15 protein-coding genes are annotated in these 22841 nt (G+C 61.9%); 9 read left to right on the forward strand and 6 right to left on the reverse strand.

Annotation, left to right across the window (positions count from 1 at the left end; all coding sequences use genetic code 11):
* The first annotated feature begins 113 nt into the window (after window positions 1-113).
* A complete protein-coding gene (locus tag EKO19_RS08460) occupies window positions 114-1799 on the forward strand; it encodes a GMC oxidoreductase (RefSeq protein ID WP_129775883.1) in 1686 nt (561 codons plus the stop codon).
* 10 nt (window positions 1800-1809) lie between these two features.
* Complete coding sequence (locus EKO19_RS08465) at window positions 1810-2445, forward strand: gluconate 2-dehydrogenase subunit 3 family protein (protein ID WP_217705184.1); 636 nt, start codon at window positions 1810-1812, stop codon at window positions 2443-2445.
* Window position 2446: 1 nt separating this feature from the next.
* Here the strand turns inward: EKO19_RS08465 and EKO19_RS08470 are convergent, their stop codons facing one another.
* Together EKO19_RS08470 and EKO19_RS08475 are read right to left on the reverse strand one after the other, a co-directional pair.
* The gene (locus EKO19_RS08470; protein WP_129775884.1) at window positions 2447-3385 is read right to left on the reverse strand and encodes a lysylphosphatidylglycerol synthase transmembrane domain-containing protein; all 939 of its coding nucleotides are present in this window, start codon (window positions 3383-3385) and stop codon (window positions 2447-2449) included.
* A gap of 198 nt (window positions 3386-3583) precedes the next feature.
* Window positions 3584-5104: a tryptophan halogenase family protein gene (locus EKO19_RS08475; RefSeq protein WP_175596990.1), complete on the reverse strand. Its 1521-nt coding sequence runs from the start codon at window positions 5102-5104 to the stop codon at window positions 3584-3586.
* Window positions 5105-5441: 337 nt separating this feature from the next.
* Here EKO19_RS08475 and EKO19_RS08480 point away from each other — a divergent pair, with 337 nt between their 5' ends.
* Window positions 5442-7799, forward strand: a complete 2358-nt coding sequence (locus EKO19_RS08480; protein WP_129775885.1) for a TonB-dependent receptor — start codon at window positions 5442-5444, stop codon at window positions 7797-7799.
* A gap of 232 nt (window positions 7800-8031) precedes the next feature.
* Entirely contained in the window at window positions 8032-9588 is a 1557-nt protein-coding gene (locus EKO19_RS08485) for an ATP-dependent DNA ligase (RefSeq protein ID WP_129775886.1), read from the forward strand.
* A gap of 145 nt (window positions 9589-9733) precedes the next feature.
* Here EKO19_RS08485 and EKO19_RS08490 read toward each other — a convergent pair whose 3' ends face one another.
* Window positions 9734-11056 (reverse strand): DUF418 domain-containing protein, encoded by a 1323-nt coding sequence (locus tag EKO19_RS08490; protein WP_129775887.1) that lies wholly within the window; start codon window positions 11054-11056, stop codon window positions 9734-9736.
* 128 nt (window positions 11057-11184) lie between these two features.
* Between EKO19_RS08490 and EKO19_RS08495 the strand changes: the two genes are divergently transcribed.
* The 4 genes from EKO19_RS08495 to EKO19_RS08510 all read left to right on the forward strand — a co-directional run bounded on the left by EKO19_RS08495 (window position 11185) and on the right by EKO19_RS08510 (window position 19208).
* Window positions 11185-11787, forward strand: a complete 603-nt coding sequence (locus EKO19_RS08495; protein WP_157995171.1) for a rhomboid family intramembrane serine protease — start codon at window positions 11185-11187, stop codon at window positions 11785-11787.
* 173 nt (window positions 11788-11960) lie between these two features.
* On the forward strand, window positions 11961-14915 hold the full coding sequence (locus tag EKO19_RS08500; RefSeq protein ID WP_129775889.1) for a TonB-dependent receptor plug domain-containing protein: 2955 nt from the start codon (window positions 11961-11963) through the stop codon (window positions 14913-14915).
* A gap of 32 nt (window positions 14916-14947) precedes the next feature.
* On the forward strand, window positions 14948-17353 hold the full coding sequence (locus EKO19_RS08505) for a TonB-dependent receptor (RefSeq protein ID WP_129775890.1): 2406 nt from the start codon (window positions 14948-14950) through the stop codon (window positions 17351-17353).
* Window positions 17354-17456: 103 nt separating this feature from the next.
* Window positions 17457-19208, forward strand: coding sequence for a DUF885 domain-containing protein (locus EKO19_RS08510; protein WP_129775891.1), 1752 nt, complete (start codon window positions 17457-17459; stop codon window positions 19206-19208).
* Between the two features lie 6 nt (window positions 19209-19214).
* On the opposite strand, the gene EKO19_RS08515 is transcribed toward EKO19_RS08510, so the two are convergent.
* Window positions 19215-19658 carry a GNAT family N-acetyltransferase gene (locus EKO19_RS08515; protein WP_157995172.1) on the reverse strand — a complete coding sequence of 148 codons (444 nt, stop codon included), beginning with the start codon at window positions 19656-19658 and terminating at the stop codon, window positions 19215-19217.
* Between the two features lie 186 nt (window positions 19659-19844).
* On the opposite strand from EKO19_RS08515, the gene EKO19_RS08520 reads away from it, so the two are divergent.
* Window positions 19845-20987: a metallophosphoesterase gene (locus EKO19_RS08520; RefSeq protein ID WP_157995173.1), complete on the forward strand. Its 1143-nt coding sequence runs from the start codon at window positions 19845-19847 to the stop codon at window positions 20985-20987.
* 346 nt (window positions 20988-21333) lie between these two features.
* On the opposite strand, the gene EKO19_RS08525 is transcribed toward EKO19_RS08520, so the two are convergent.
* Window positions 21334-21993, reverse strand: coding sequence for a TIGR04211 family SH3 domain-containing protein (locus tag EKO19_RS08525; RefSeq protein ID WP_129775894.1), 660 nt, complete (start codon window positions 21991-21993; stop codon window positions 21334-21336).
* A 189-nt stretch (window positions 21994-22182) separates the two neighbouring features.
* On the reverse strand, window positions 22183-22812 hold the full coding sequence (locus tag EKO19_RS08530; RefSeq protein WP_157995174.1) for a redoxin domain-containing protein: 630 nt from the start codon (window positions 22810-22812) through the stop codon (window positions 22183-22185).
* Between the last annotated feature and the right edge of the window lie 29 nt (window positions 22813-22841).

A 22841-nucleotide genomic window follows, 5' to 3' on the forward strand; every position in this document is an offset into this window, starting at 1 on the left:
TCACTCGCCAGCGGGCCGGCCGGCGATGCATACTGGCGGCCAATGCAACCGGTTACACTCCGGAAACTAGCCATAGATTCTGAGCTGCCACGAGGGCGGCGCGAGGGGGTTGGATGAACGAGAACACCTACGACGCCATTGTCGTCGGCACGGGCATCAGTGGCGGCTGGGCGGCCAAGGAACTGACCGAAAAGGGTTTGAAGACGCTGGTCCTGGATCGCGGCCGCATGGTCCGGCACGTCCAGGACTATCCCACTGCGACCACCGACCTATGGGATTTCCCATACGCCGGGCGCGCCACCGCCGAGGAGTTGAGGCGTCACGAAACCGCGGCCCGCACGGGCTACGCGGTCACGCAGGCGTCCAAGCACTGGTGGGTGGACGACAACGACTTCCCGTACACCGAGAAGCAGCGCTTCGACTGGATCCGCGGCTATCACGTCGGCGGCCGTTCCATCATGTGGGGCCGGCAGAGCTATCGCTGGAGCCCGATGGACTTCGAGGCCAACGCCAAGGACGGAGTCGCGGTCGACTGGCCGATCCGCTACGACGACCTCGCGCCCTGGTACGACCACGTCGAACAGTTCATCGGCGTCAGCGGCCAGAACGAAGGCTTCGCGCAGCTCCCCGACGGCAAGTTCCTGCCGCCGATGGAAATGAATTGCGTCGAGAAACATTTCAAACAGGCAGTGGCCGAGAAGCTCGGTCGCCAGCTGACGATCGGCCGCGTCGCGCATCTGACCGCGCCGCTGGCGCACAGTCCGCAGCGTGGCACCTGCCAGTATCGAAACATGTGTATTCGCGGCTGCCCGTACGGTGCGTACTTCAGCAGTCAGTCGAGCACGCTGCCGGCGGCCGAGAAGACCGGCAACATGACACTGCGGCCGAATTCCATCGTTTACGAAATCATCTACGACGAGAAGCAGGAGCGAGCCACCGGCGTGCGCGTGCTCGACGCGGAGACGCGCGAGCAGACGGACTTCTTCGCCAAAGTGATTTTCCTGTGCGCGTCGACCTTCGGTTCGACGTACATCATGATGAACTCGATCTCCAAGCGCTTCCCGAACGGCTTCGGCAACGACAGCGGCGAGCTCGGCTGCAACATCATGGATCATCAGCTCGAGATCGGCGCGCGCGCCATGGTCGACGGCTTCGACGACAAGTACTACACCGGTCGCCGCCCGAACGGCATTTACATTCCCAGATACCGGAACGTCGGCAAGGACAAGCGCGATTATCTGCGCGGCTTCGGCTATCAAGGCGGTGCGTCGCGCGGCGGCTGGACCGGGCTGATGCTCGATACCAAGCTCGGTGAGAAGCTCAAGGAAAGCGCGGCGGAACCCGGGCCCTGGTACATGGGGCTGGGCGGTTTCGGCGAGATCCTGCCGTATCACGAGAATCGCGTGACCATGGATACTTCGAAGAAGGACAAATACGGCATGCCGGTGCTGTCGTTCGACGCGGTGCTCAGACAGAACGAGCTGGCCATGCGTAAAGACATGGCGAACGACGCGGCCGAAATGCTCGAAGCCGCGGGCTACCGCAATGTGCGCTCCTACGATCGCGAGATGGGTATCGGCCTGGGCATTCACGAGATGGGCACGGCGCGCATGGGGCGCGATCCCAAGACGTCCGTGCTCAATGGGCACAATCAGGTGCACGCGTGCAAGAACGTCTATGTCACGGACGGCTCGTGCATGACCTCGGCGGCGTGCCAGAACCCGTCCCTGACCTACATGGCTTTGACCGCGCGTGCCTGCAATCACGCGGTCGAAGAACTCAAGCGCATGAACGTCTGAGGTGTCGCTCATGATTGACGACAACATGAATATGAATCGTCGCCAGGTGTTGCAACGGGTCGCCTATTTGATGGGCGGCGCGGTCTCGGCGCCGGCGATCCTCGGCATGCTCAACGGCTGCGCGCCCAAAAAAGCAGAGTCGCTGTGGCAGCCGGTGTTCTTCAGCAAGGAACAAGGCGCGATCGTGGCTGAGGTCGCGGAGATCATCATTCCACGCACCAACACACCGGGCTCGAAAGATGTCGGCGTTCCTGGGTTCATCGACACCATGCTCAAGGATGTCTATGAGCAGGCGGATCGCGATCGGTATCTGGCCGGCTTGAAGGAATTCGACGATGCGGCTCGCCAGGCGCACAACAAGCCGTTCGTGGAGCTGAGCAAGGCGCAGCAGACCGAACAGGTGCAGAAGTTCAATGACGACGCCATCGCAACCGAGCTCGCCTACGATCCGCGCCCGAAGGATCTGAAGCGTCCTTTCATTCTCATGACCCGCGAGCTGACGCTGCTGGGCTTCTTCTGTTCGAAAGTCGGCGCCACGGAAGTCCTGCAATACGTCGCGGTGCCCGGCGGCTTCAAGGCCTGCGTACCCGTGGCGGAAGCCGGGAACGGCAAGGCGTGGGCGCAGGAAGCGATGGGACGTTTGTAATCTATCGACGCAGCAGCCGGCGGCGCACGAAGCCGCTGGCGCTGGTCGATTCGAACGTCAGCAACAGTCCCAGCGCGACCAGCAGCGGCAGGATTTCGAACACCGCACGATAGGCGAGCACCGCGCCAAGCAGTTTTGCCGGCGGGACCTGCGGCAACATCAATAACAACGCCGCTTCCAGCACGCCCAGCCCGGCCGGCACATTGCTGAGCTGACCGGCGACGAAGGCGATGCAGTAGATCGCGATGAAGGCGGGCCAGCTCATGTTCAGCTCCTCGGGCATGAACAGATACAGAATGCCCGTCATCAACGAGATCTGCACCAGGCCGATGATCAGTTGCAACGAGGTGTCACGAAATGTCGGCACCGGCAAGGTTTGTCCGCCGATGATGAGCGGTGTTTTGCGACGGATGACGAACGTCAGCCATGCGAGGTCTTTGGTTAGACCGAGGGCGCCGAGTAGCAGCACGGTGTCGGTGGAGAGGCGTAAGGCTTTCGCGGCGGTTTCGGCGTTGAGTAACAGTGACAAGTCGATGAGCCAGCCGACGCTGAAGAAATAAGGCATGGCGGCCAGCACGACGACGGCGGCGACTTCCCGGGCCGATAAGCCGACGGTCGCATACATTCGATAACGCAGAGCGCCGCCGCTCACCAGCGCGAGACCGATGGCGCGGCCGATCGGATTGGAGATGATGGCGGTGCGGAACGCGATGCCGAACATCTTCCGGCCACTGGCCATGCGGACGGCGATGCCTTCGTAGATTCCCACCAATGCGTACACACCGGTGCTGAACAGCAGGCCGAGCAGCATGGTGCCGAGCGGCTGCGCCAGGACCTGCTGCTTCACGTCGTGGAAATCGATGCTTTCCAGGCGGTCGGCCAGGACCCAGGCGGCCAGGGCCAGCATCGGAATCCAGAGCAAGGGAGCCCACTTCTTCATGTCGCTGGAATCATCTCAAAACCGGCGCTTCGCGCGGGGCGGTGGAGTCGATGCAATTCGTTCAGGTTGGCGCGCGTTCCGCGCTGGGCTAAATATGCCTGCCCTCACGCCCATTGGTTTGGCGCTGGCGCGCCGTGCTGCGTGCGGCTGAGGAAGGGCCGGATGGCCCGCAGCGCTAGTGGGGCGGCCGGGTGGACTCTACGCCGCGCAATGCTGACGAATGAAATCCAGATGCCTCGGCATGGCGCCAGCGCAGTTGGCGATGACCGAGCGAACCTGGAGCACCCGCCGCCGTGAGTCCTCAGCAGACAACGTGTCACAAATAGGATCGTAGCCCCGCGGCACGATCCCCTGTCCGATGAACACCGCGAACCAGCTGGTATCGGTGAACAGCTCGGTGTCCTGGCGGAAGATGCGGCCTCGGCTGCGAAACAACTCCATCCGCTGCCGCAGACTTTCCGGGATGCTCATGGTGCGGCACTGATTCCAGAACGGCGAGTCATCGCGCGTAGTCGCGTGATAGTGGAGGATCAGAAAGTCGCGAATGCGCTCGTACTCGAAGGCGCAGGCGCGGTTGTACTCCTCGATGTCCGCGGGTTCGAACTGGCGGTCGGGAAAGAGCGAGAGGAGCCGGGCGATGCCGCTTTGGATCAGGTGGATGCTGGTGGACTCGAGGGGTTCCATGAATCCGCTGGCGAGACCGATGGCCACGCAGTTGTTGATCCAGAAGCGCTTACGGCGCCCAGTCACAAACTTGAGCAGCCGCGGCTCGGCGAGCGGTCGTCCGTCGAGATTGGCGAGTAACGTCCGTGCCGCCTCGTCATCGCTCAGGTGGTTGCTCGAATACACGTAGCCATTGCCGGTGCGATGTTGCAACGGAATGCGCCACTGCCAGCCGGCGCCGCGTGCGGTGGAGCGCGTGTAGGGCAGGGGCTCGCCGACGTTTTCAGAAGGCACGGCCACGGCGCGGTCGCAGGGGAGCCAGTGGGTCCAATCCTCATAACCGCTCTTGAGCGCCTGCTCGATGAGCAGGCCGCGAAATCCCGAGCAGTCGATGAACAGGTCCGCCTCGATGCGCTCTCCGCTCGCGAGCTGCACCGATTGGATGAAGCCGTTCTCGCCGTTGAGCTGCACGTCCACTACCTTGCCTTCGGTGCGTACGACGCCGCGCTTCTCCGCATAGTTGCGCAGGTAGCGCGCATACAGCGCCGCATCGAAGTGAAATGCATAGGAGAGCGTTGCGAGCGGCGTGTTGCCGGTCTGCACCGGCCGCATGAACCGGCCGTTGCGTGCCGCGACCGCGGGCAGTGAATAGTCATCGAGGTCGGCCGGCTCGCCGAGCGAGCGCAGTTTCAGCCACCAGGCATGGAAGGAGACGCCCTTGATATCGGTGCCGAAAGGTCCGAAGGGGTGCAGGTAGCTGCGGCCGAGGGCGGCCCAGTCCACGAACTGGATGCCGAGCTTGAACGTGCCCTGGGTCTGGCGCACGAAGTCGTTCTCATCCAGACCGAGCAGCCGATTGAAGACCGAGATCATGGGAATGGTCGCTTCACCGACGCCCACGCTGCCGATTTCTTCGGACTCGACCACGCGGATCGCGCAGTAGTCGTTCTGCAGGACCTGCGAAAGCGCGGCAGCCGTCATCCAGCCGGCAGTGCCGCCTCCCACGATGAGCACGCTGCGAATTCGCATGGCGGACACGGTTTCTCCCCTGAACATTGCGCGCGGCCGGGTGCCGACGCACGTGCTGCTGTATCTAATGGACCACAAGGCCGTGCCACGAAGCGTACGGGCTCCTGGCCAAAAATGTCCAGCGATAGTCAACGCGAACAAGGACTTCAGATGGTGCCAGGACCGCATAATTAGCCAAAACCGTCAGGGCCGCGGTAGCGCGCAAGATGCGCGACTCAAAAATATTTGGACAGCGCTGTCATTCTGACCTTAGGATGCGTCCCCAACAGCGCAGTCAGGGAGCGCTCAGCCGCACAGTCCGGCGTGGGCTCCTGGCAACGCTCGTAGCAACCACGGAACAAAGTGCGAACAATCGGGGGATGACATGCGGAAGGTGCCTTTGGTACTGGGTGGGGTAGGCATGTGCCTCTCCATGTCGGCGGGCGTTCAGGCTGCCGAGACGGGGGAAGCTGGGCTGGAAACCGTCGTCGTGACCGCGACGCGCCGCGAGACGAATCTGCAGGAGACGCCGCTGGCGATCTCGGCCTTCAGTCAGCAGGCCCTGGATGAGAATCACGTCTCGACGCTGCTCGACATGCGCGGCCTCGTGCCCAATCTGCAATTCTTCTCGAACGGCGATCACGCCGTGCCGCTGGTTTTCATTCGCGGCCTCGGCACGCGCAATCAGACGGAAGCCGGCGATCAGGGCATCGCGTTCTACACGGACGGCGTGTTCTCGGCCCGTTCCCAGGGCACGACGGTGATGATGTACGACCTCGATGGCGTCGAGGTGCTGCGCGGTCCGCAGGGCACGCTGTTCGGACGCAACTCGACCGGCGGCGCCGTCTCGCTCCGTTCGGCGAAACCCCGTCTGGATGGCTTCGATGCTTCGGGCGAGATCGCCGCGGGCAGCTACTCGATGCTGCAGCTCCGTGGCATGGCCAATGTGCCCATCACGGACAAGTGGGCCATCCGCGTCGCTGGCGCCAAGGATGAGCAGGAAGGTCAGACCGACTACGCGCCGGGCAATCCGTTTGCCTCCTCGCGCAAGTACGGCACGATCGATCTCAGCTCGTTCCGAGTCAGCTCGCTGTTCAAACCGTCCGACGACGTGAGCTGGCACCTCGTTTACGAGAATTTCCGCAATCGGGGTACCGGCGACGTCGCCAGCCAGGATTTCAAACATCGGGTCAACAACGCGACCGCGGCTGGCAACCTGGACTTGGATTCCGACAGTCTCCGCACGCGTCTCGATGTCGGCTTCGGCGAGGGCTACACGCTGAGCTACATCGGCGGCTACGCCGAATTCAGCCAGGCCCAGATGTACGGCAACGAGCCGCAAGGCGACACGCGCAACACGGTGGACTCGAGCTACAAGGGCACGCAGCACGAGCTGCAGCTCACGAATCCGACCGAAGCGCGCTTCAACTACACCGCGGGCCTCTACTACTTCGAAGAAGAAAACAGCATCCGCTTCGATATGCTGCACGGGAGCTGGGGCTTCACACCGCAGGACCAGTCCACGGTGCTGTCGACGTTCATACAGCCAGCGCGCTCCCTGGAAACTCAGAGCGCGTATGCGCAGGGCACGTTCAAGGTTACCGACGCGCTACGGCTGACCGCGGGCGCTCGCTACATCGACGATACACGTGAGGATAAGGGCGGTCGTTCGATCGACTGCACCTTCGCTCTGCGCGGCGCTCTGCCGAATAATCTCGTCCGTAACGCGGCTGCGTTGAACGGTGCGCAGGGTTGTTACTACCGCCAGTACAACGACATGAAAGGCGACTGGAGCAAGACGACGTGGATGGCGCGCGGCGAATATGACCTGACCGACACGGTCATGATGTATCTGTCGTACGAGACCGGCTGGAAATCGGGCGTCCTGCAGGATGGTAAGGGCTACGACGATCTCGTGACGCCCAGTGGCTCGCTCGATTTCTCGCGCAACAACTCTCTGCTGCAGAAGCCTGAAGAGGTCGACAGCATCGAGCTGGGCGTCAAGACGGATTTCAGGGACTGGCGGCTGAGTGCCAACGTGTTCTACATGGACTTCTCGGACATGCAGGTGACGGGAGCAGTCATCGATCCGGTCACCGGCCAGTCGACGCTGACCAACACCAACGCCGGCGGCGCGACCATCAAGGGTCTGGAGCTGGAGGCGTCGGCGGGATTGTTCGACGGCAGAGGGCAGCTCGCCGCGACCTTTGCGTATCTGGATGCGAAGTATGACGAGTTCTTCGGCAACGAACAGAACTTCGGCGACGCGCGCGGCCGCATTTGGAACAACTGCGCCTTCGGTGTCGAGGCGAGCGGCGCCTGCGTCGGCAACGTGTTCAACTTCGCGGGCAACAACCTGCCGTATGCGCCGGAATATCAGCTGACGGTGCAGTATTCGCATGAGTTCCCGCTGCCAGGTGGCGCAGCGGTGGTGCCGCGCATTCGCGCCAGCTACTACGACGACATGTTCCTCGGCTGGGAGAATCGCACCGACCGGCCTGAGGGTACGTTGAGCCCGACCGACCCGGGCGAAAAGGACTTCGGCCTTCAGCCCGCCTATACCATGGTGGATGCGGCTATCGCGTACCGTTCGAGCACGGATCAGTGGACTGCGGAGGCGTTTGTCACCAACGCGCTCGATGAGGAGGTCAAGACCGAAGCGTTCTACGGAACGCCGCGGACGTTCTATAGCTGGGGCCAGCGTCGCGAGGTCGGCGTGCGTCTGAAGTACAAGTACAAGTAATCCGCCAATCGATTGCTCATTGGCAGGAGGAAGGCACCTCCCGCTTCATCCTGCACTAGGCAGGGCCCAAGGAAGGGCCCTGCCATTTTCTTTTGGGCGGTGTGAGTCGTTCCCGAGTCCGGTTGCAACTTTGAACCGTGTCATCGCGTTACGCTACGTGCGCGAGCAGTGAAGAAGTAACCAGGACCTGTTGACGCGGGGTGCGCACAGCGCGGCCGCTATGTCGTGAGTCATGACGCTATTGGCCGTGATCGTCGAGACATCTTCCAAAGTCGCGTCCACTTCGGCGCGGCTGGCGAAGGTGCGCGAGCTGGCGGCGTGCTTGCGACAGTTCACGGCGGACGAGATTGTCATTGGTGTCGCTTATCTTTCAGGCGAGACGCCGCAGGGGAAGTTCGGCATCGGTTATGCGGTGTTGAAGACCGCGAGCGCGGAGTCGCCCGCCAGCGAACCTGTGCTTTCCGTGCTGGAAGTCGATCAGCGCTTGACCGAGATCGCCAGCATTCGCGGCGCGGGATCGACAACGCGTCGCGCGGACGCCTTGCGTGAATTGTTCGTGCGGGCGACGGAGGCCGAACAACATTTCCTGATGCGCCTGCTGATTGGCGAGCTACGCCAAGGCGCGTTGGCTGGCGTGATGGTGGATGCAATTGCGTCTGCCGCTCAGATTCCGGTCGACAAAGTCCGACGCGCAGCGATGTATGCGAAGAGCCTCGGTGCCGTAGCACACGCGGCGCTGGTCGAAGGCGAGAGTGCGCTGGCTAACTTTCAGTTGGAGCTGCTTTCGCCGGTCGCGCCCATGCTGGCGCAAACTGCGGCCGATGTGGGCGAAGCGCTCGAGCAATTGGGCGACGACGCGGTGTTTGAATGGAAGATGGATGGTGCGCGCATCCAGGTGCATAAGAGTGGCGACTCCGTGCACATCTATACGCGCAGTCTCAACGAGGTGACTGCCGCCGTGCCGGAGATTGCGACGTTGGTGAAGGAGTTGCCGGCGCGCGAAGTCATTCTCGACGGGGAGGCGATCGCCTTTACCGCGGCGGGCCGGCCGCATCCCTTCCAGATCACCATGCGTCGGTTCGGTCGTAAGCTCGATGTCGAGAAGCTGCAGGCCGAGCTGCCGATGCGGGCGTACTTCTTCGATTGTTTGCGGCTTGGGGAAGAGAGTCTCGCGGATCGACCGACACGTGATCGTTATGAGGCACTGGCACTGGCAGTGCCGGCTGAGTTCATCATTCCAAGGCTCGTGACTGCGTCCGAAGCAGAGGCGAGTGGGTTCTACGACGCTGCGATTGCCGCCGGTCACGAAGGCATCATGGCGAAATCGTTGTCGGCGCCGTACGAGGCGGGCAATCGAGGCGCGAGCTGGCTCAAGATCAAACGGGCTCACACATTGGACTTGATTGTGCTTGCCGCGGAGTGGGGGCATGGGCGGCGTACGGGGAAGTTGTCGAATCTGCATCTGGGCGCGCTCGATCCGGCGACGGGCGAGTACGTGATGCTCGGGAAGACGTTCAAGGGTCTCACGGATGCGATGCTCGAGTGGCAGACGAAGGAGTTTCTGTCTCGCGAGACCCGGCGCGATGACTGGACGGTGTATGTGCGGCCGGAACTGGTGGTGGAGATTGCGTTCAGCGACTTGCAGGCGAGCCCGCGGTATCCCGGCGGTCTGGCGTTACGGCTGGCGAGAGTGAAACGATATCGGGATGACAAGCGGCCGGAGGAGGCCGATACGATGGCGTCGGTAAGGAAGATATTTGAGGCGCAGGGCGGGGAGTCTACGTCTTGATCCTTACCGTGAGCGGAAGACCCACCCCCAACCCCCTGCCGTTGTACAGCCGTGAACGGGAGGGGGAGCTTACTTTTTAAAAAATACTCTTTCTCTCAGAGACGGCGCCTTGCGCGGATTACTTCACCGCGGCCACATTCAGACGCTAGGTCGGAGCCGACACCTGCGTGGTTGCCGCCGGGGCACGGCGCAGCGGTTGCCACCGCCAATAGGTCGCTGATCGCCACAACCATTCCGCCGGTCCGTAGCGGAAGTGCTGCAGCCACAGCGGGCTCCAGATCAGCTGTATCGCCCAGATCGCGATGACGACGAAGTACAGCTCATGTCTTGCGAGCTGGCCGTACAGCGCGAGGCCGGCGCCGGTGAAGATCAGCAGGCACAACAAACTCTGGGTCAGGTAATTCGTCAACGCCATCTGTCCGACGGCGGCAAACACCCGCGATGCATTCGTCAGCCACGGTGTGCGGCAGAGGAGCGCGATCAGGCCGAGGTGGCCGATCGTCATGGGAATCCGGCCGAGATCGTAGGTGAGCAGAACATCCATCAGGGCTTGGGGCGAAAAGTCTGCCCCTTCCAAGTGACGGACCTCGGCAACATTCACGATCAGCCCGATGGTGTAGCCGATGACGATCATCGCCAGATACGTCCGAGTCGAGCTGGCGCCGGTGAGCACGCCCAGCTTCAACAGCGCCATGCCCAACAGCATCATGCCGAAACATTCGACGATGCCGTGTCGAAAAAAGAACTCGGTCTGCATGAACCACGTATCGCCTCGGAGCACGCCAAAGGCCGAGGCGTAGCTGTCGCGCACATTGGCGACATAGGCTTCCAGATTCTCCTGTTCCGGGCGGAACTCGGCCTGCAGAGCGGTGTAGTTCTCGATGGCTTCCTGATCGCCGTCGGCCAACGGTTCGCCCGCGGCCTGACGTGCGGACGCCGCCTGCGCGAGTGCCTGCGTCTCGCGGAAGTCGAGCCATTCGCCCACCGAGATCATCGTTTGCAGAGACATGAAGATGGCGGCGAGGATCAGCAGGCGGCGCGGCGAGAGATTGCGGAACACGAACAGCGCCAGGCCGGCGAAACCGTAATAAAACAGCACGTCGCCGCTCCAGAGCAGCGCGTAACCGTTGAACAGGCCGAAGACGATCAGCCACAAGGTACGACGAAAATACAGATCGGCGGGCCGCAGGTCGTTGGCGTTCGCGGTATGACGCTGCAGGAACAACAAGGCGCTGGCACCAAAAAGGAGCGTGAACAGGCCGCGCATCGTGCCTTCGAAGAACAGCGCCATGAAGCGCCATACAGCTAAATCGGCAGCGGACTCATCGCCCCACACGGTGGGATTGTCATAGGAATACGGCAGCCCGAAGCCCGTGATGTTCATCATCAGGATGCCGAGCACGGCGATACCGCGCGTGGTGTCGAGCATGCCGATGCGGTCGTCGCCGGGTGCCGGTGGGGCGGACATTTGACGGCTACAGTAATCCCGTGAGGTCCCGCCATAAAGCAGCTTTTGCAAGATTGAGCCGCGCCCGTGTCGGACGATTCCGGCACAATAGCGAGTCGGCTCCCCTTGTCTGTCAGGAACCCAACCCCGTGAGCTTGCAGCTGTCCCCTGCGCTGATCGTTTTCATCGTCACCATCGCCACCAGTCTGATCGGCCTGTTCGGCAATCCCAAGCTCATCGATCGCTGCCTGTTCCGGCCCTATTGGTTCCTGCGCCGGCGCCAGTACGACACCATCGTGTCCAGCGCCCTGGTGCATGCCGACCTGATGCACTTGATCTTCAACATGATGACGTTCTACTTCTTCGGCTTCCTGCTGGAGCAGGCCATCGGCTCGACCCACTTCATGGTGTTGTATATCGCCGGTCTGCTGATCAGTCATCTCGGCACCTATCTCAAACAAAAGAACAATCCCGAGTACGCCTGTCTCGGTGCGTCGGGTGCGATCTCGGCGGTGCTGTTCGCGGCCATCGTATTCTTTCCCGATCAGTCGCTGTACATCATTCCGATTCCAGTGCCGATCCCGGCGCCGCTGTTCGGTATCGGGTATCTCGCCTACACGTGGTACGCCGCGCGGAATCCGCAGGGCCGGATCAATCACGATGCTCACTTGGGGGGTGCGATTACCGGCCTGGTCTACGTCGCGCTGATCGAGCCCAGTGCCTACCGCTATTTGTTTGCTAATTTGTTCTAGTTGTATACGAGCAAATCATTGCGCTGCACTAGCGAGTGATGCGAAAAAGCGGCAGCCAGAAAGTATGCAATCGGTGGCGATGTATGCCGGTATCGACGTTCAGTATATAGACGTATTGGCCGCGCACTGATCGGTGCTACGTTCCGACCTCATCCCAGCGGAGGTCGCCGATCATGGCAACAAGAAAGATCGATCGTTGGCGTGCCCGTCGGTTGTCTGCAACGGCGGGCCTGTGTGTCGCTCAGACAACACTCATGATTTGCTGCTCGGCCGCATCGGGTGCGGAAAACCAGCCTGAAGAAGTCATCGTCACCGGCTCCAGAATTCGCCAGAACCCGGTTGACGCAGTCGCGCCGCTGCAGACGGCTTCCGCAGCGGACATTGCCCGCAGTGGCGAAGTATCGGTCGGGGATTATCTGCAGCGCATGCCCATCTCGGGCTCCGCCATCAATCGTTCCAACAACGCCAGCGGCAATCTCGGCTTTCCGCCCGATGGTGGCGGCATCGGCGCGGGCGCGGCCGAAATCGATCTGCGATATCTCACTTCCAAGCGCGTGCTGGTGCTGGTCGACGGCAAACGTTGGGTGCGCGGTTCGTCGGCGAGCGGCGTGTCCGGTGCGGTCGATCTCAACACGGTACCGACCGCGGCGATCGAACGAATCGAAGTCCTGCAGGATGGCGCGTCACCGATTTACGGATCGGACGCCATCGCCGGCGTGGTCAACATCATCACCCGTTCCGACTTCAGCGGCGCCAATTTCGAAACCAATCAAGCGATGTTCGATGAGGGCGATGGTTACACGCAGGACTACAGCTTCTCATTCGGCTCCGGGGGTGAGCGCAGTCGCGCTTTCTTCGCTGCCAGCTACACGCGGCAGGACGCCGTGTACTCGAGCGATCGCGCGCTGTCTCGTGAAGTCGTTTACGGTGCGCCTCCGGGCGTCGGCGCCAGCGGCAATACGCCGCAGGGGCGTTTCATCTTTCTGGATCCACGCGGCGACTTCGATGGCGATGGTTCGCCCGATGTCATCGATATCACGCTCAACAACGGCGTGCTCAACGATGGCGTCACGCTGCCCCTCTACAATCCCAACGATCCGGCGAGCGGCGATTTCCATGCGTTCGGCACGGCGGATCGATTCAACTATCGGCCCTACAACTATCTGATCACGCCGACCCGGCGGGTCAATCTGTTCGGCAAGGCGGAGTACGACATCGCCGATAACGTCGTGTTCAAGTTCACGGCGGCGTATACGAATCGCAAGTCCAGCAATCAAGCGGCGCCGAATCCGCTGCCCATGGGGTCGGATGCCGGTGCCGGTTTCTATCTGGACAACATCTTCATTCCGGCCGATCAGCGCTACAACCCGTTCGGCATCGATCTGGACGGCCGGACCAATCTGATCACCATCGGCCGGCGCCCGCTGGAAGCCGGGCCGCGCATCTTCGAACAGACCGTCGATACCTGGCTGGTGTCCGGCACGTTGAGCGGCGATCTGCATCTGGGCAAGCGCCCGATGTTCTGGGATGTGAGCCTGAACTGGGGACAGAACAATGCCTCGCAGCTCGGCCACAACATTTTCAACTCACGCAAGCTGGCGCTGGCGCTTGGGCCGGAGGCGGCGTGTCTGGCGGTCCCCAGCTGCGTGCCCTTCAACATCTTCGGCGGTCAAGGCCCGAACGGCGAAGGCAGCATCACCCAGGCCATGCTCGACTGGGCCACGTTCACGCAGAGCGACCAGAGCGCGCAGGAGTTGAACGACATCATCGCCAACCTCAGCGGCGACATCTTCGATCTGCCGGCCGGTCCGTTCGCGTACGCATTGGGTTTCGAATATCGCAAGGAGACCGGTTCGTTCACGCCGGACGCCACGGTGCAGGCGGGTGAGACGGCCGACGTTCCGGCGCTGCCGACGGCAGGCGAGACGCGGGTGCGCGAGGCTTATCTGGAATTGCGCGCGCCGATCCTCGGCGATCTGCCGGCGATCAAACGGTTGGAGTTGTCGGCGGCGGTGCGCTACTCCGACTACGACAACATCGGCAGCGACAATGTCTTGAAAGGCGGCATCTACTGGCGCGTGGTGGACGATCTGGCGGTGCGCGCCAACTATGCCGAAGGCTTCCGCGCGCCAAACATCGGCGAGCTGTTCAACACCGGCTCGCGCTTCGACAGCAACATCAACGATCCTTGTTCCAACTATCTGGTGAACGGGTCGGCGACGGTGCAGGCGAACTGCGCGGCGTTGGGCGTGCCGACGACGTTCACTCAGCTCAATCAGCAGATCAGCGTACAGACCGGTGGCAACGAGAATCTGCAGCCGGAGACGTCGAAGACCTGGACTGTCGGTTTCACCTACAACCCGTCGTGGGCCGACAACGCGTCCTGGATCAGCGATCTGACATTCGACGTCAACTACTACAACATCAAGCTCGAGGATGCGATTCAGGCGCTGTCCGCGCAGATTCAGCTGACCAATTGCGTGAACACACTGTCACCTTTGTTCTGCGATGGCATCGTCCGTGGCCCGGGCGGTTCCATCACCGCGTTCGCCAATCAGCTCACCAACATCGGTCGTATCGAAACCGACGGCTTCGACTGGACGGTGATATTGGCGACGCCGGAGCAGAATTGGGGCGGGCTGCGATTCCAGTGGGCCAACACCTATCTCGGCGGCTACAAGGAATTCACGCTCGGCACCAACGGGCTGGTGGGGACGGAGCGCGCCGGCATCGAGGTGGGTTCGCCGACGCGCGGCTACGTACGTTACAAATCGACACTTGCCGTCGACTGGCTGCTGCATGACTTCGTCACATCGCTGACGCTGCGCTATCTGAGTGAGCTCACCGAGACCTGCCCGGGCTCGGTGGTCGACGCCGGGCTGGCCGCCAGCCTGTGTTCCGATCCGGTGAATCTGACCAACAAGATGGACAGCCGGTTCTACACCGATCTGCAGCTGAGCTGGACGCCGTCGGCGTTCGATCATCAATTGCAGGTGGCGATCGGCATCAACAACATCCTCGACGAAGATCCTCCGCCGTGTCTGAGCTGCGATCTGAATAACTACGACGGCACGCTCTATCCCGTGCCCGGCCGATATATCCACGCCCGAGCCGCGCTCAAGTTCTGAGCGCGGCGTCATCAGCAATCTGGGAGGATCCAATGAGCAAGCACAACGCCGTGATCTTGGTCGCGATCGCTTCTGCAATGGGATTGGCCACGCCGCGCAGCGCGGCAGCCGCAACACCGCCGGCACAGGAAGATATTCTGGCGACGATCGTCGTCACCGCGCAGAAGCGCGAATCGGCTCTGCAGGATGTGCCGTTCTCAGTCGCGGCCGCGAGTGAGAGTCAGATCCGCAACTCGGGCTCCGACAACATCGTCGATCTGTCGCGCAATTTCGCGGGTTTGACCATCACCGATCTCGGCCCCGGCCAGAGCCAGGTCGCCATCCGCGGCATCAGCGCCGGACAAGTGGTGCGCGATCAGCCTGGCGTGAAGGAGTCGGTGGGCGTGTATCTGGACGAGTCGGCGATTTCGGTGGCGCTGTTCACGCCCGATCTGGATCTGTTCGATCTGGAACGTTTCGAAGTCCTGCGGGGTCCGCAGGGCACGTTGTTTGGCGCAGGGTCTTCGGCGGGCACGGTGCGTTACATCACACGGCAGCCGAAGTTGGGGGAGATGGAAGGCGCCGTCGAGGTCGGCGGCTACACAGGCACCGACACCGACTGGGGCGGCGATATCAAAGGCATGATCAACTTGCCGATGGGACAGATCACGGCGTTGCGCGTGGTCGGTTATTACAACGAGCTGGCCGGCTTCATCGATTCATATTATCCGGGCCGCGCCGTGAAAGAAGATGTCAACAGCGGCGAGAAGAGCGGCGCCCGCGTGGCGCTGCTCATTCAGCCCAGCGATCGTGTTTCCATTACGCCGCGCATCGTCTATCAGAAGCTGAAGACCGACGGTTATCCGCGCATCGATGCGTACAACATTCTGGGCAATCCCTACACCACCACCGAGCCGCCGGTGAATCCAGGCGAACGGGGACAGGTCACGCAGTTGCGCGAAGGCATCGACGATGAGATCAAGCTGGCCGATCTGAAAATGGAATTCGGTTTCGGCGGCGTGACCCTGACTTCCGTCAGTTCCTACACCGATCGCGATCTGACCGTGCTGCGCGATGCGAGTCAACTCACAGGCAGCGTCACGTTGTCATTGAGTGGTACTAGTGGAATCGCAACCTCGGCGGACGTGCGTCTGAACTCGCCTCTGTACGACAGGACGTCGCTCAAGGCGTTCAGTCAGGAGTTGCGCCTCGCCTCCGACGGCGGCGGCGTCTTCGAATGGCTGGTCGGCGCGTTCTATCAGGATATCGATCGCGACTACGGCCAGGATCTGCCCACGCCAGGCTACGATGCCTTGCTCGTGCGCTTGGGATTTCCGACCAGCGCGGGCTTCAACGCGCCGCCCGACACGCCGTATTACTCGAAGGTGCCCTATACCTTTCAACAGTACGCGGCGTTCGGTGAAGGCACGCTGCATTTCAACGAGCAGTGGAGCTTGACCGGAGGCCTGCGCTATTACGATTTCAAAGAGGATCGACACCTGACCTTCGCCGGTGTGTTCGCCGATATGGGCTATACCAACGTGCCCGGCTCGACCGACTCGGACGGTTTTTCGCCACGAGTGATTCTTGCTTTCAAACCGGATAGCGATGTGCTGCTGACGGCGCAAGTGGCGCGAGGCTTTCGTCTCGGCGGCATCAACGATCCGCTCAACGTCACGCTCTGCACTCCGGAGGATCGCGTGACTTACGGCGGACAGCCGACATTCCAGGACGAGAAAGTGCTGAACTACGAGCTGGGTGCGAAGACCCTGCTGGCCGACCGGCGCGTCACGTTGAATGCCTCGGTGTTCTATTCGGACATCGACGATCTGCAAGTGATCGCCGACGCGGGTTCGTGCTCCTCGCGCATCGTGCTGAACGCGAAGGCCGAGGCCATCGGTGCGGAGGTGGAATTGTTCGCGCGGCCCGACGAGCACTGGGACCTCGGAGTGTCGGCGACCTATGTACAGGCCGAGATCACCGAATCGCGTCTGAACGCCGCCGGCGCGCCGATCGCCGGCATTCGCGACGGCAACCGGCTGCCCACCTCGCCGGAATTCCAGGCGGCGGCCAGCGCCACCTACAACTGGCAGTTCTCGCCGTCGCTGGATGGCTTCGTGAACCTCACTTATCAACACGTGGGCTCGTCCTACACTCAGCTGGCCGATCAGGAACCGCCGACCGGTTGCGTGGGGTGTGCCGGGGCGCCGGGATTCTTCGCGTTCGGCGCGCCGACCATCTCGCAGTTCACGTTCCAGCCGGAGCTGCCCAGCTACGATTTGGGCAATCTGCGCTTCGGCGTGAAGTCGGAGGTGTGGGAGGCGGCCTTGTATGTGAACAATCTGTGGGACGAGCGGGCGTTCCTGTCGCTGGATCGTGAGCGCGGATTTCGCGCCCGCGTCGGCTATCTCACCAACCTGCCGCGCAACTATGGCGTGTCGTTACGGATGAATTTCTGAACCCATCGTAAAAAATGCCCAGCGGACGCCGGCTGCGGCCGGTGTCCCCCCGGCTGGCGCCGAGCGGTTATCATCGGCGCTTACCTTTTGCCGAGGGTTGGGAATGGCAGGTCTACGTCGCACTCTGTGCGTCATCACGGTGCTGGCCGTACTGGCCGGATGCGATCGCTCGTCACCGCCGGTCGATGCAACGACCGGTCGAGCCACCGCGACGCCCGAGCCGGTCGTCAATGTCGAATGGTCCAAGTATGTCGACGAATTCGTCGACAGCTATTTTCGCACTCACCCCAGCTTCGCGGTGGTCAGCGGCAAGCACGAGTTCGACGGCCAGCTGCCGGACTGGAGCGCCGAGGGCCTCAAGAAAGAAATTGCGCGGCTGGAGCAGATGCGCACCCGGGCGGTCGACTTCAAGGACGACGGTCTGATGCCGGAGGAGCGGTTCCAGCGCGACTACGTCGTGAGCCGCATCGACAACGATCTGTTCGCGCTGCGCGAGGCGCGCCAGCCGTTCACCAACCCGGCCTGGTATTTCGATAACGGCCTGGATCCGAGCACCTATGTGACGACGCCCTATGCGCCGGTGGATCAGCGCGCTCGCGCGTTCATTGCCTATGTGAAGCAGGTGCCGACGGTGTTGGGGCAGATCAAAGGCAACCTGCAACTGCCGCTGCCGCGAACCTTCATCGATTACGGTGTCGCAAGCTTCGGCGGCTTCGTGGATTTCTATCGCAACGACGTGCCGCAGGCGTTCGCGGGAATTCCCGATGACCTGAAGAAAGAACTGACCGCGGCCATCGAGCCGGCCGCCGTGGCCATGGAGGACTTCAGCAAGTGGCTGGAGTCTCAGCGTGCCACCGCCAACGACAACTATGCGCTCGGCGCCGAACGCTTCTCCGCCATGTTGCGAATGACGGAGAACGTGGACGTGCCGCTGCAGAAGCTCGAAGACATCGGGCGCGCCGATCTGGAGCGCAATCTGTCCGCGCTCAATGAAGCGTGCAAGGCCTTCGCGCCCGGCACGAAGATCGAGGAGTGCGTCGCTCGCATGAACGCGGACAAGCCCGAAGGCGGCGCGGTCGCCGGCGCGCGCACCCAGCTCGAGACCCTGAAGAAATTCATTCTGGATCACGACATCGTCAGTATTCCGGGCACCGAGGAAGCGAAAGTGGAGGAGGCGCCTGCCTATCGGCGCCAGAATTTCGCGTACATCAATATTCCCGGGCCGTTCGAAAAGGAGCTGCCGTCGATCTATTACATCGCGCCGCCGGATCCGAAATGGTCCAAGGCCGAGCAGGACGCGTACGTGCCGGGCAAGGCCGATCTGCTATTCACTTCCGTTCATGAAGTGTGGCCGGGCCATTTCCTGCAGTTCCTGCATTCCAATCGCTCGCCGTGGCGCTTCGGTCAGCTGTTCGTCGGTTATGCCTTTGCTGAAGGCTGGGCTCACTACGGCGAGGAGCTGATGATCGAGCACGGCATCGCGGCCACCGAGCCCGAGAAGCACATCGGTCAGTTGCTGAACGCGCTGTTACGGAATGTGCGCTACATGTGTGCGATCGGTCTGCACACTCAGGGCATGACCGTCGATCAATGCGAGCAGATGTTCAAGGAGAAGGCGTTTCAGGATGCCGGCAATGCTCGACAGCAGGCAGCGCGCGGCACGTACGATCCTGGTTATCTGAACTACACGCTGGGCAAGCTGATGATTCGCAAGTTGCGCGACGACTGGGCCAGCAGTCGCGGCGGCCGGCAGGCATGGAAGCTGTTCAACGACGAATTCCTGTCCTACGGCGGTCCGCCGATTCCGCTGGTGCGCTCGCAGATGATGCCGGGGCCGGCCGGCGATCTGTTTTGAAGCGACCTATTTGGAAGTAGATAACGCGCGCAGATCTCTGGACATCTTGATCGCGTCTTCGAGCCCGCTGTAGTAGCCGTCGACGCGATCGGTCTCGCGATAGCCCAGCCGGGCGTAAAAATGGCGCGCCTCTCGCTTGCTGGCGCGCACTTCCAGCCGTACCAGGAACAGGCCGGCGACCATCGCCGTCTCCTCCACCCACTGCACCAGGCGCCGGCCGATGCCCTGCCGGCGATATTCGTTCGCGATGCCCAGCAACGCGATGTGCGCCGACTCGTCGCCATACTGGGCAAGGATGAAGCCGGCGAGGCGATTCTGGTCGCGCGCGATCACAGCGGCGCTTTCACGCTGGCGCATCAGGCCGGCGACGCGGCGGGGCGTCCAGCTCCAGGGCAGCTCGGCTTCGATCAAATCGCGCGACAGGTGGGCAATGGCAGGTGCATCGCCCATACGCGCTGGGCCAAGGGTGATCGTGCTCATCGGCGTCGATAGTAACCAAATCCGGCGCGGCTGGAACCGGGCGCCGCTCTCAATTGGGGGTTCCTGACGGGTGTTCGCGTTCAGGGGGGTGGGTGGTTTCGGCGGCGTGACCTGGGCCGCGGCGGATCAAGAAATATTTGCTCTATGATGCGACCCATGTCGCATCTCGTTAAGACTGGGTCGCTGTTGCTCGCGACCATTCTGCTCACGCTCGTCAGTGGCTTGGTGCGGGCTGAACCGCTGCAGGATGGGCCCTATGTCCTGCGCGCCGCCGATGGCAGCTGGCATTCACGATGGATCGAAGAAAAAAGCGAAGGGCCACAGGTGCGCGATCGGACCGCCGAGATCGGCGATGTCGTCAGCGTCGCGGCTATCGGAACGTTGCCGGCATTCGAGGTGAAGCTGCGGGGCCCGGCCCAACCGGCACGCGACGAAATTCAGATCAACGCGCGCACGCCGCTGTTCGTGATGGCCGATACGCACGGCGAATTCGAGATCGCCGCGCAGCTCTTGCAGCGGCATGGAGTCATCGACCATCGCTTGCGCTGGTCCTTTGGCAAAGGACATCTGGCCGTGCTCGGCGACGTCTTCGATCGCGGCCCGAACCATACCGAATTGCTGTGGTTGATTTACAAGCTCGAAGCGGAAGCTGCACGCGCGGGCGGCGGTGTGCATCTGGCACTCGGCAATCATGAAACGATGGTGATGACGGGCGACGATCGATATCTGAATCCAAAATATCCGCGCGTCGCGTCGCTGCTCGGCGTCGAACGATACGCATCGCTCTGGAGTGAGCAATCGTTACTTGGCCAGTGGCTGCGTAGCAAAGCCGCGGTGTTCCGGCTCGGTCAGTATCTGTGTCTGCATGGCGGTGTCTCGCGTGAATTGATGGATCGTGGACTGACTTTGTCGGCAGTCAATCAAACGGTGCGCTCTGCGCTGACAGAACAAACCGCGCCTCGCGGCGAACAGGCCGAGTTCGTGATGGGACAGGAAGGGCCGCTGTGGTATCGCGGATATTTTAGAGAGGCGGCACTCAAAGGCGGCTTCAAGCTCGCCGAGCAGAGTGATATCGAGTTGATTCGCGCGCGCTTCGGCGTGCAAGCGATTCTGGTCGGTCACACGATCGTGCCGACTGTGACTGCTTTGTATGGCGGTCACGTGATTGCGGTACAGGTGTATCCGCATCGGGATGAGCAGACTCATGCGCCGGTGATGGAAGCGCTGTCCATCGGCAAGGACGGTCGGATGTTCCGGGCCCGTGTCGACGGCACCCGCGAGTTGTTGCCCCGCCCTTGATGCAACCGCTTATTCGCGGTGCAATTGCCGTTACTTCGTAGAATATTTTTCTGGCGCCCAGGGTTCATTGCCGAGCGCTACCGGATCTATACCATCAAGCAGCTCATTCGAAACTGCGAGTCCGCTCCCGGGTCCGATGTGATCGTGCTGGTCTCATATCAATCTGTGAGCCTGCCTGTGAGCGGTCGAGGCGAGTAAGGTTTTGCGAGTTGGCCCGTTGTTGTCTAGGCCATCGGTGTCCTCCTGCAGGCCACGGCACAACGATCTCTCAATGCTGTCGCCGCGATCGTTCACAGGCTTCTGTTCGGGCTCCTGAGTGGAGCCCCCAGGCCCTGAGATTCGTTCCTTACGCCCACGTGCTGCGCTTCGGCCGTGACTTGATCCACGCGCCGAGAATCAATCCAAGCAATACCAGCGCGCCGCCCGACAGCAGCCAGCGCAACATCACATTGCGCTTCAAGTCGCGCACTTCCTCGGTCAGCTGTGTGACCTGAGTCTGTAACGAAGCGTTGCTGCTCTTTAATTGTTTGTTTTCTTCGAACTGGGTGATGGCGGTGGCCGACACGCGGCGGATCTCCGCGAGCTCAGTCTGCAGCTTCTGATTTTCTTTCGTGAGCTCGCTCGCCTTGCCTTCGATCTCGGTGCGCGCGCCACGCACGTCCTGATAATTCTCGCGCGTCGATTTCAATTGCGCTTCGAGCGTCTCGACCCGCTTGGTCGCGGCGGCCAGCCGGTCCTTCGCGACGGGTTGACTCACCAGGTACTGAGTGGGCAACCATCCCTCGATGCCATTGGGCGTGCGCACCTGAGTGAAGCCGGCGGCATTGTCTTCGCCGAGCACTTCCAGCGCCAGCCCGCTCGGCAGCGCGGCGTTGATGATCTTGTGGCCGTTGGACGGGCCGCGACGCAGTGGGACAGTCAGCTCATCGGAGATATACATCGTCGCGGCGAAGGCGGACACCGGTCCTAGCACCAGCAGCAGCGCTAGCAGCACCTTTCTCAACATCAGCACGAATCCTTATAGGTCTAGTTGCTGCCGATCGGTCGGCAGACGCGCACTATAGCGAAACTTGATGCCAATGACGGCACGTTCGCCAAATGGCGACAACTAACCTGTAAGTATTTTCACAGCGCTGAAATCACGGCCTTGTAAGAGTTGCGCGCGGCGAGCTGACGAAAAATTAATCGCGATCTTCTAATGTGAGATCTGACGGCGACTGGTCTTGCGCTCGCGCTCGGGGAAATTGATCAGACAACCGACGCCATCCGCGTACGGTGTTGCCACGGGCTTGCCGGCAAGCACGGCGTCGAGCGCATCCACCAGATAATGATTCTTCGCCGGACGCTGGCGCTCATAGGAGAGCCGGTCGTCCATCGGGCCGCGATACTTCAATTGCCAGCCCTTGGGATCGATGACGAACACTTCGGAGGTGCGCACCACGCCGAGCGCCGCGCCGATGCGCTGAGATTCATCGAGCAGGATGGGGAATTCGATGTTGAAGTCGTTCGCCTCCTTGGCGACCAGCTCGCGCGTGTCCTGCAGGTTCGAGTTGAGCAACAGGAACTCGACGCCCTCGGCTTGATACTTCGCGCGCACCTCGGCGAGTGCGGGCAGCGCCTGGCGCACGATGGGGCAGCCGTTCCCCTGGACCATCAGCACCACGGCCTTGCGGTTCGAGAGCGAATGGAGCTCGTGCGATTGGCCTTGCTGGTCGAGCAGGCGGAAGTTGTCGACGACCTGGCCGGGCTCGATGGCCAGCGCATTCGTGGCCACACCGAGCGCGATGGTCAGCGCGGCCCAGGCCCGATTCGCTGAGTTCTTCATGACAACTCCCAAACGTCCAGCTATGGACA

This window comes from Peristeroidobacter soli (genome assembly GCF_004138485.1).
In the GTDB taxonomy this organism is placed as follows: domain Bacteria; phylum Pseudomonadota; class Gammaproteobacteria; order Steroidobacterales; family Steroidobacteraceae; genus Steroidobacter; species Steroidobacter soli.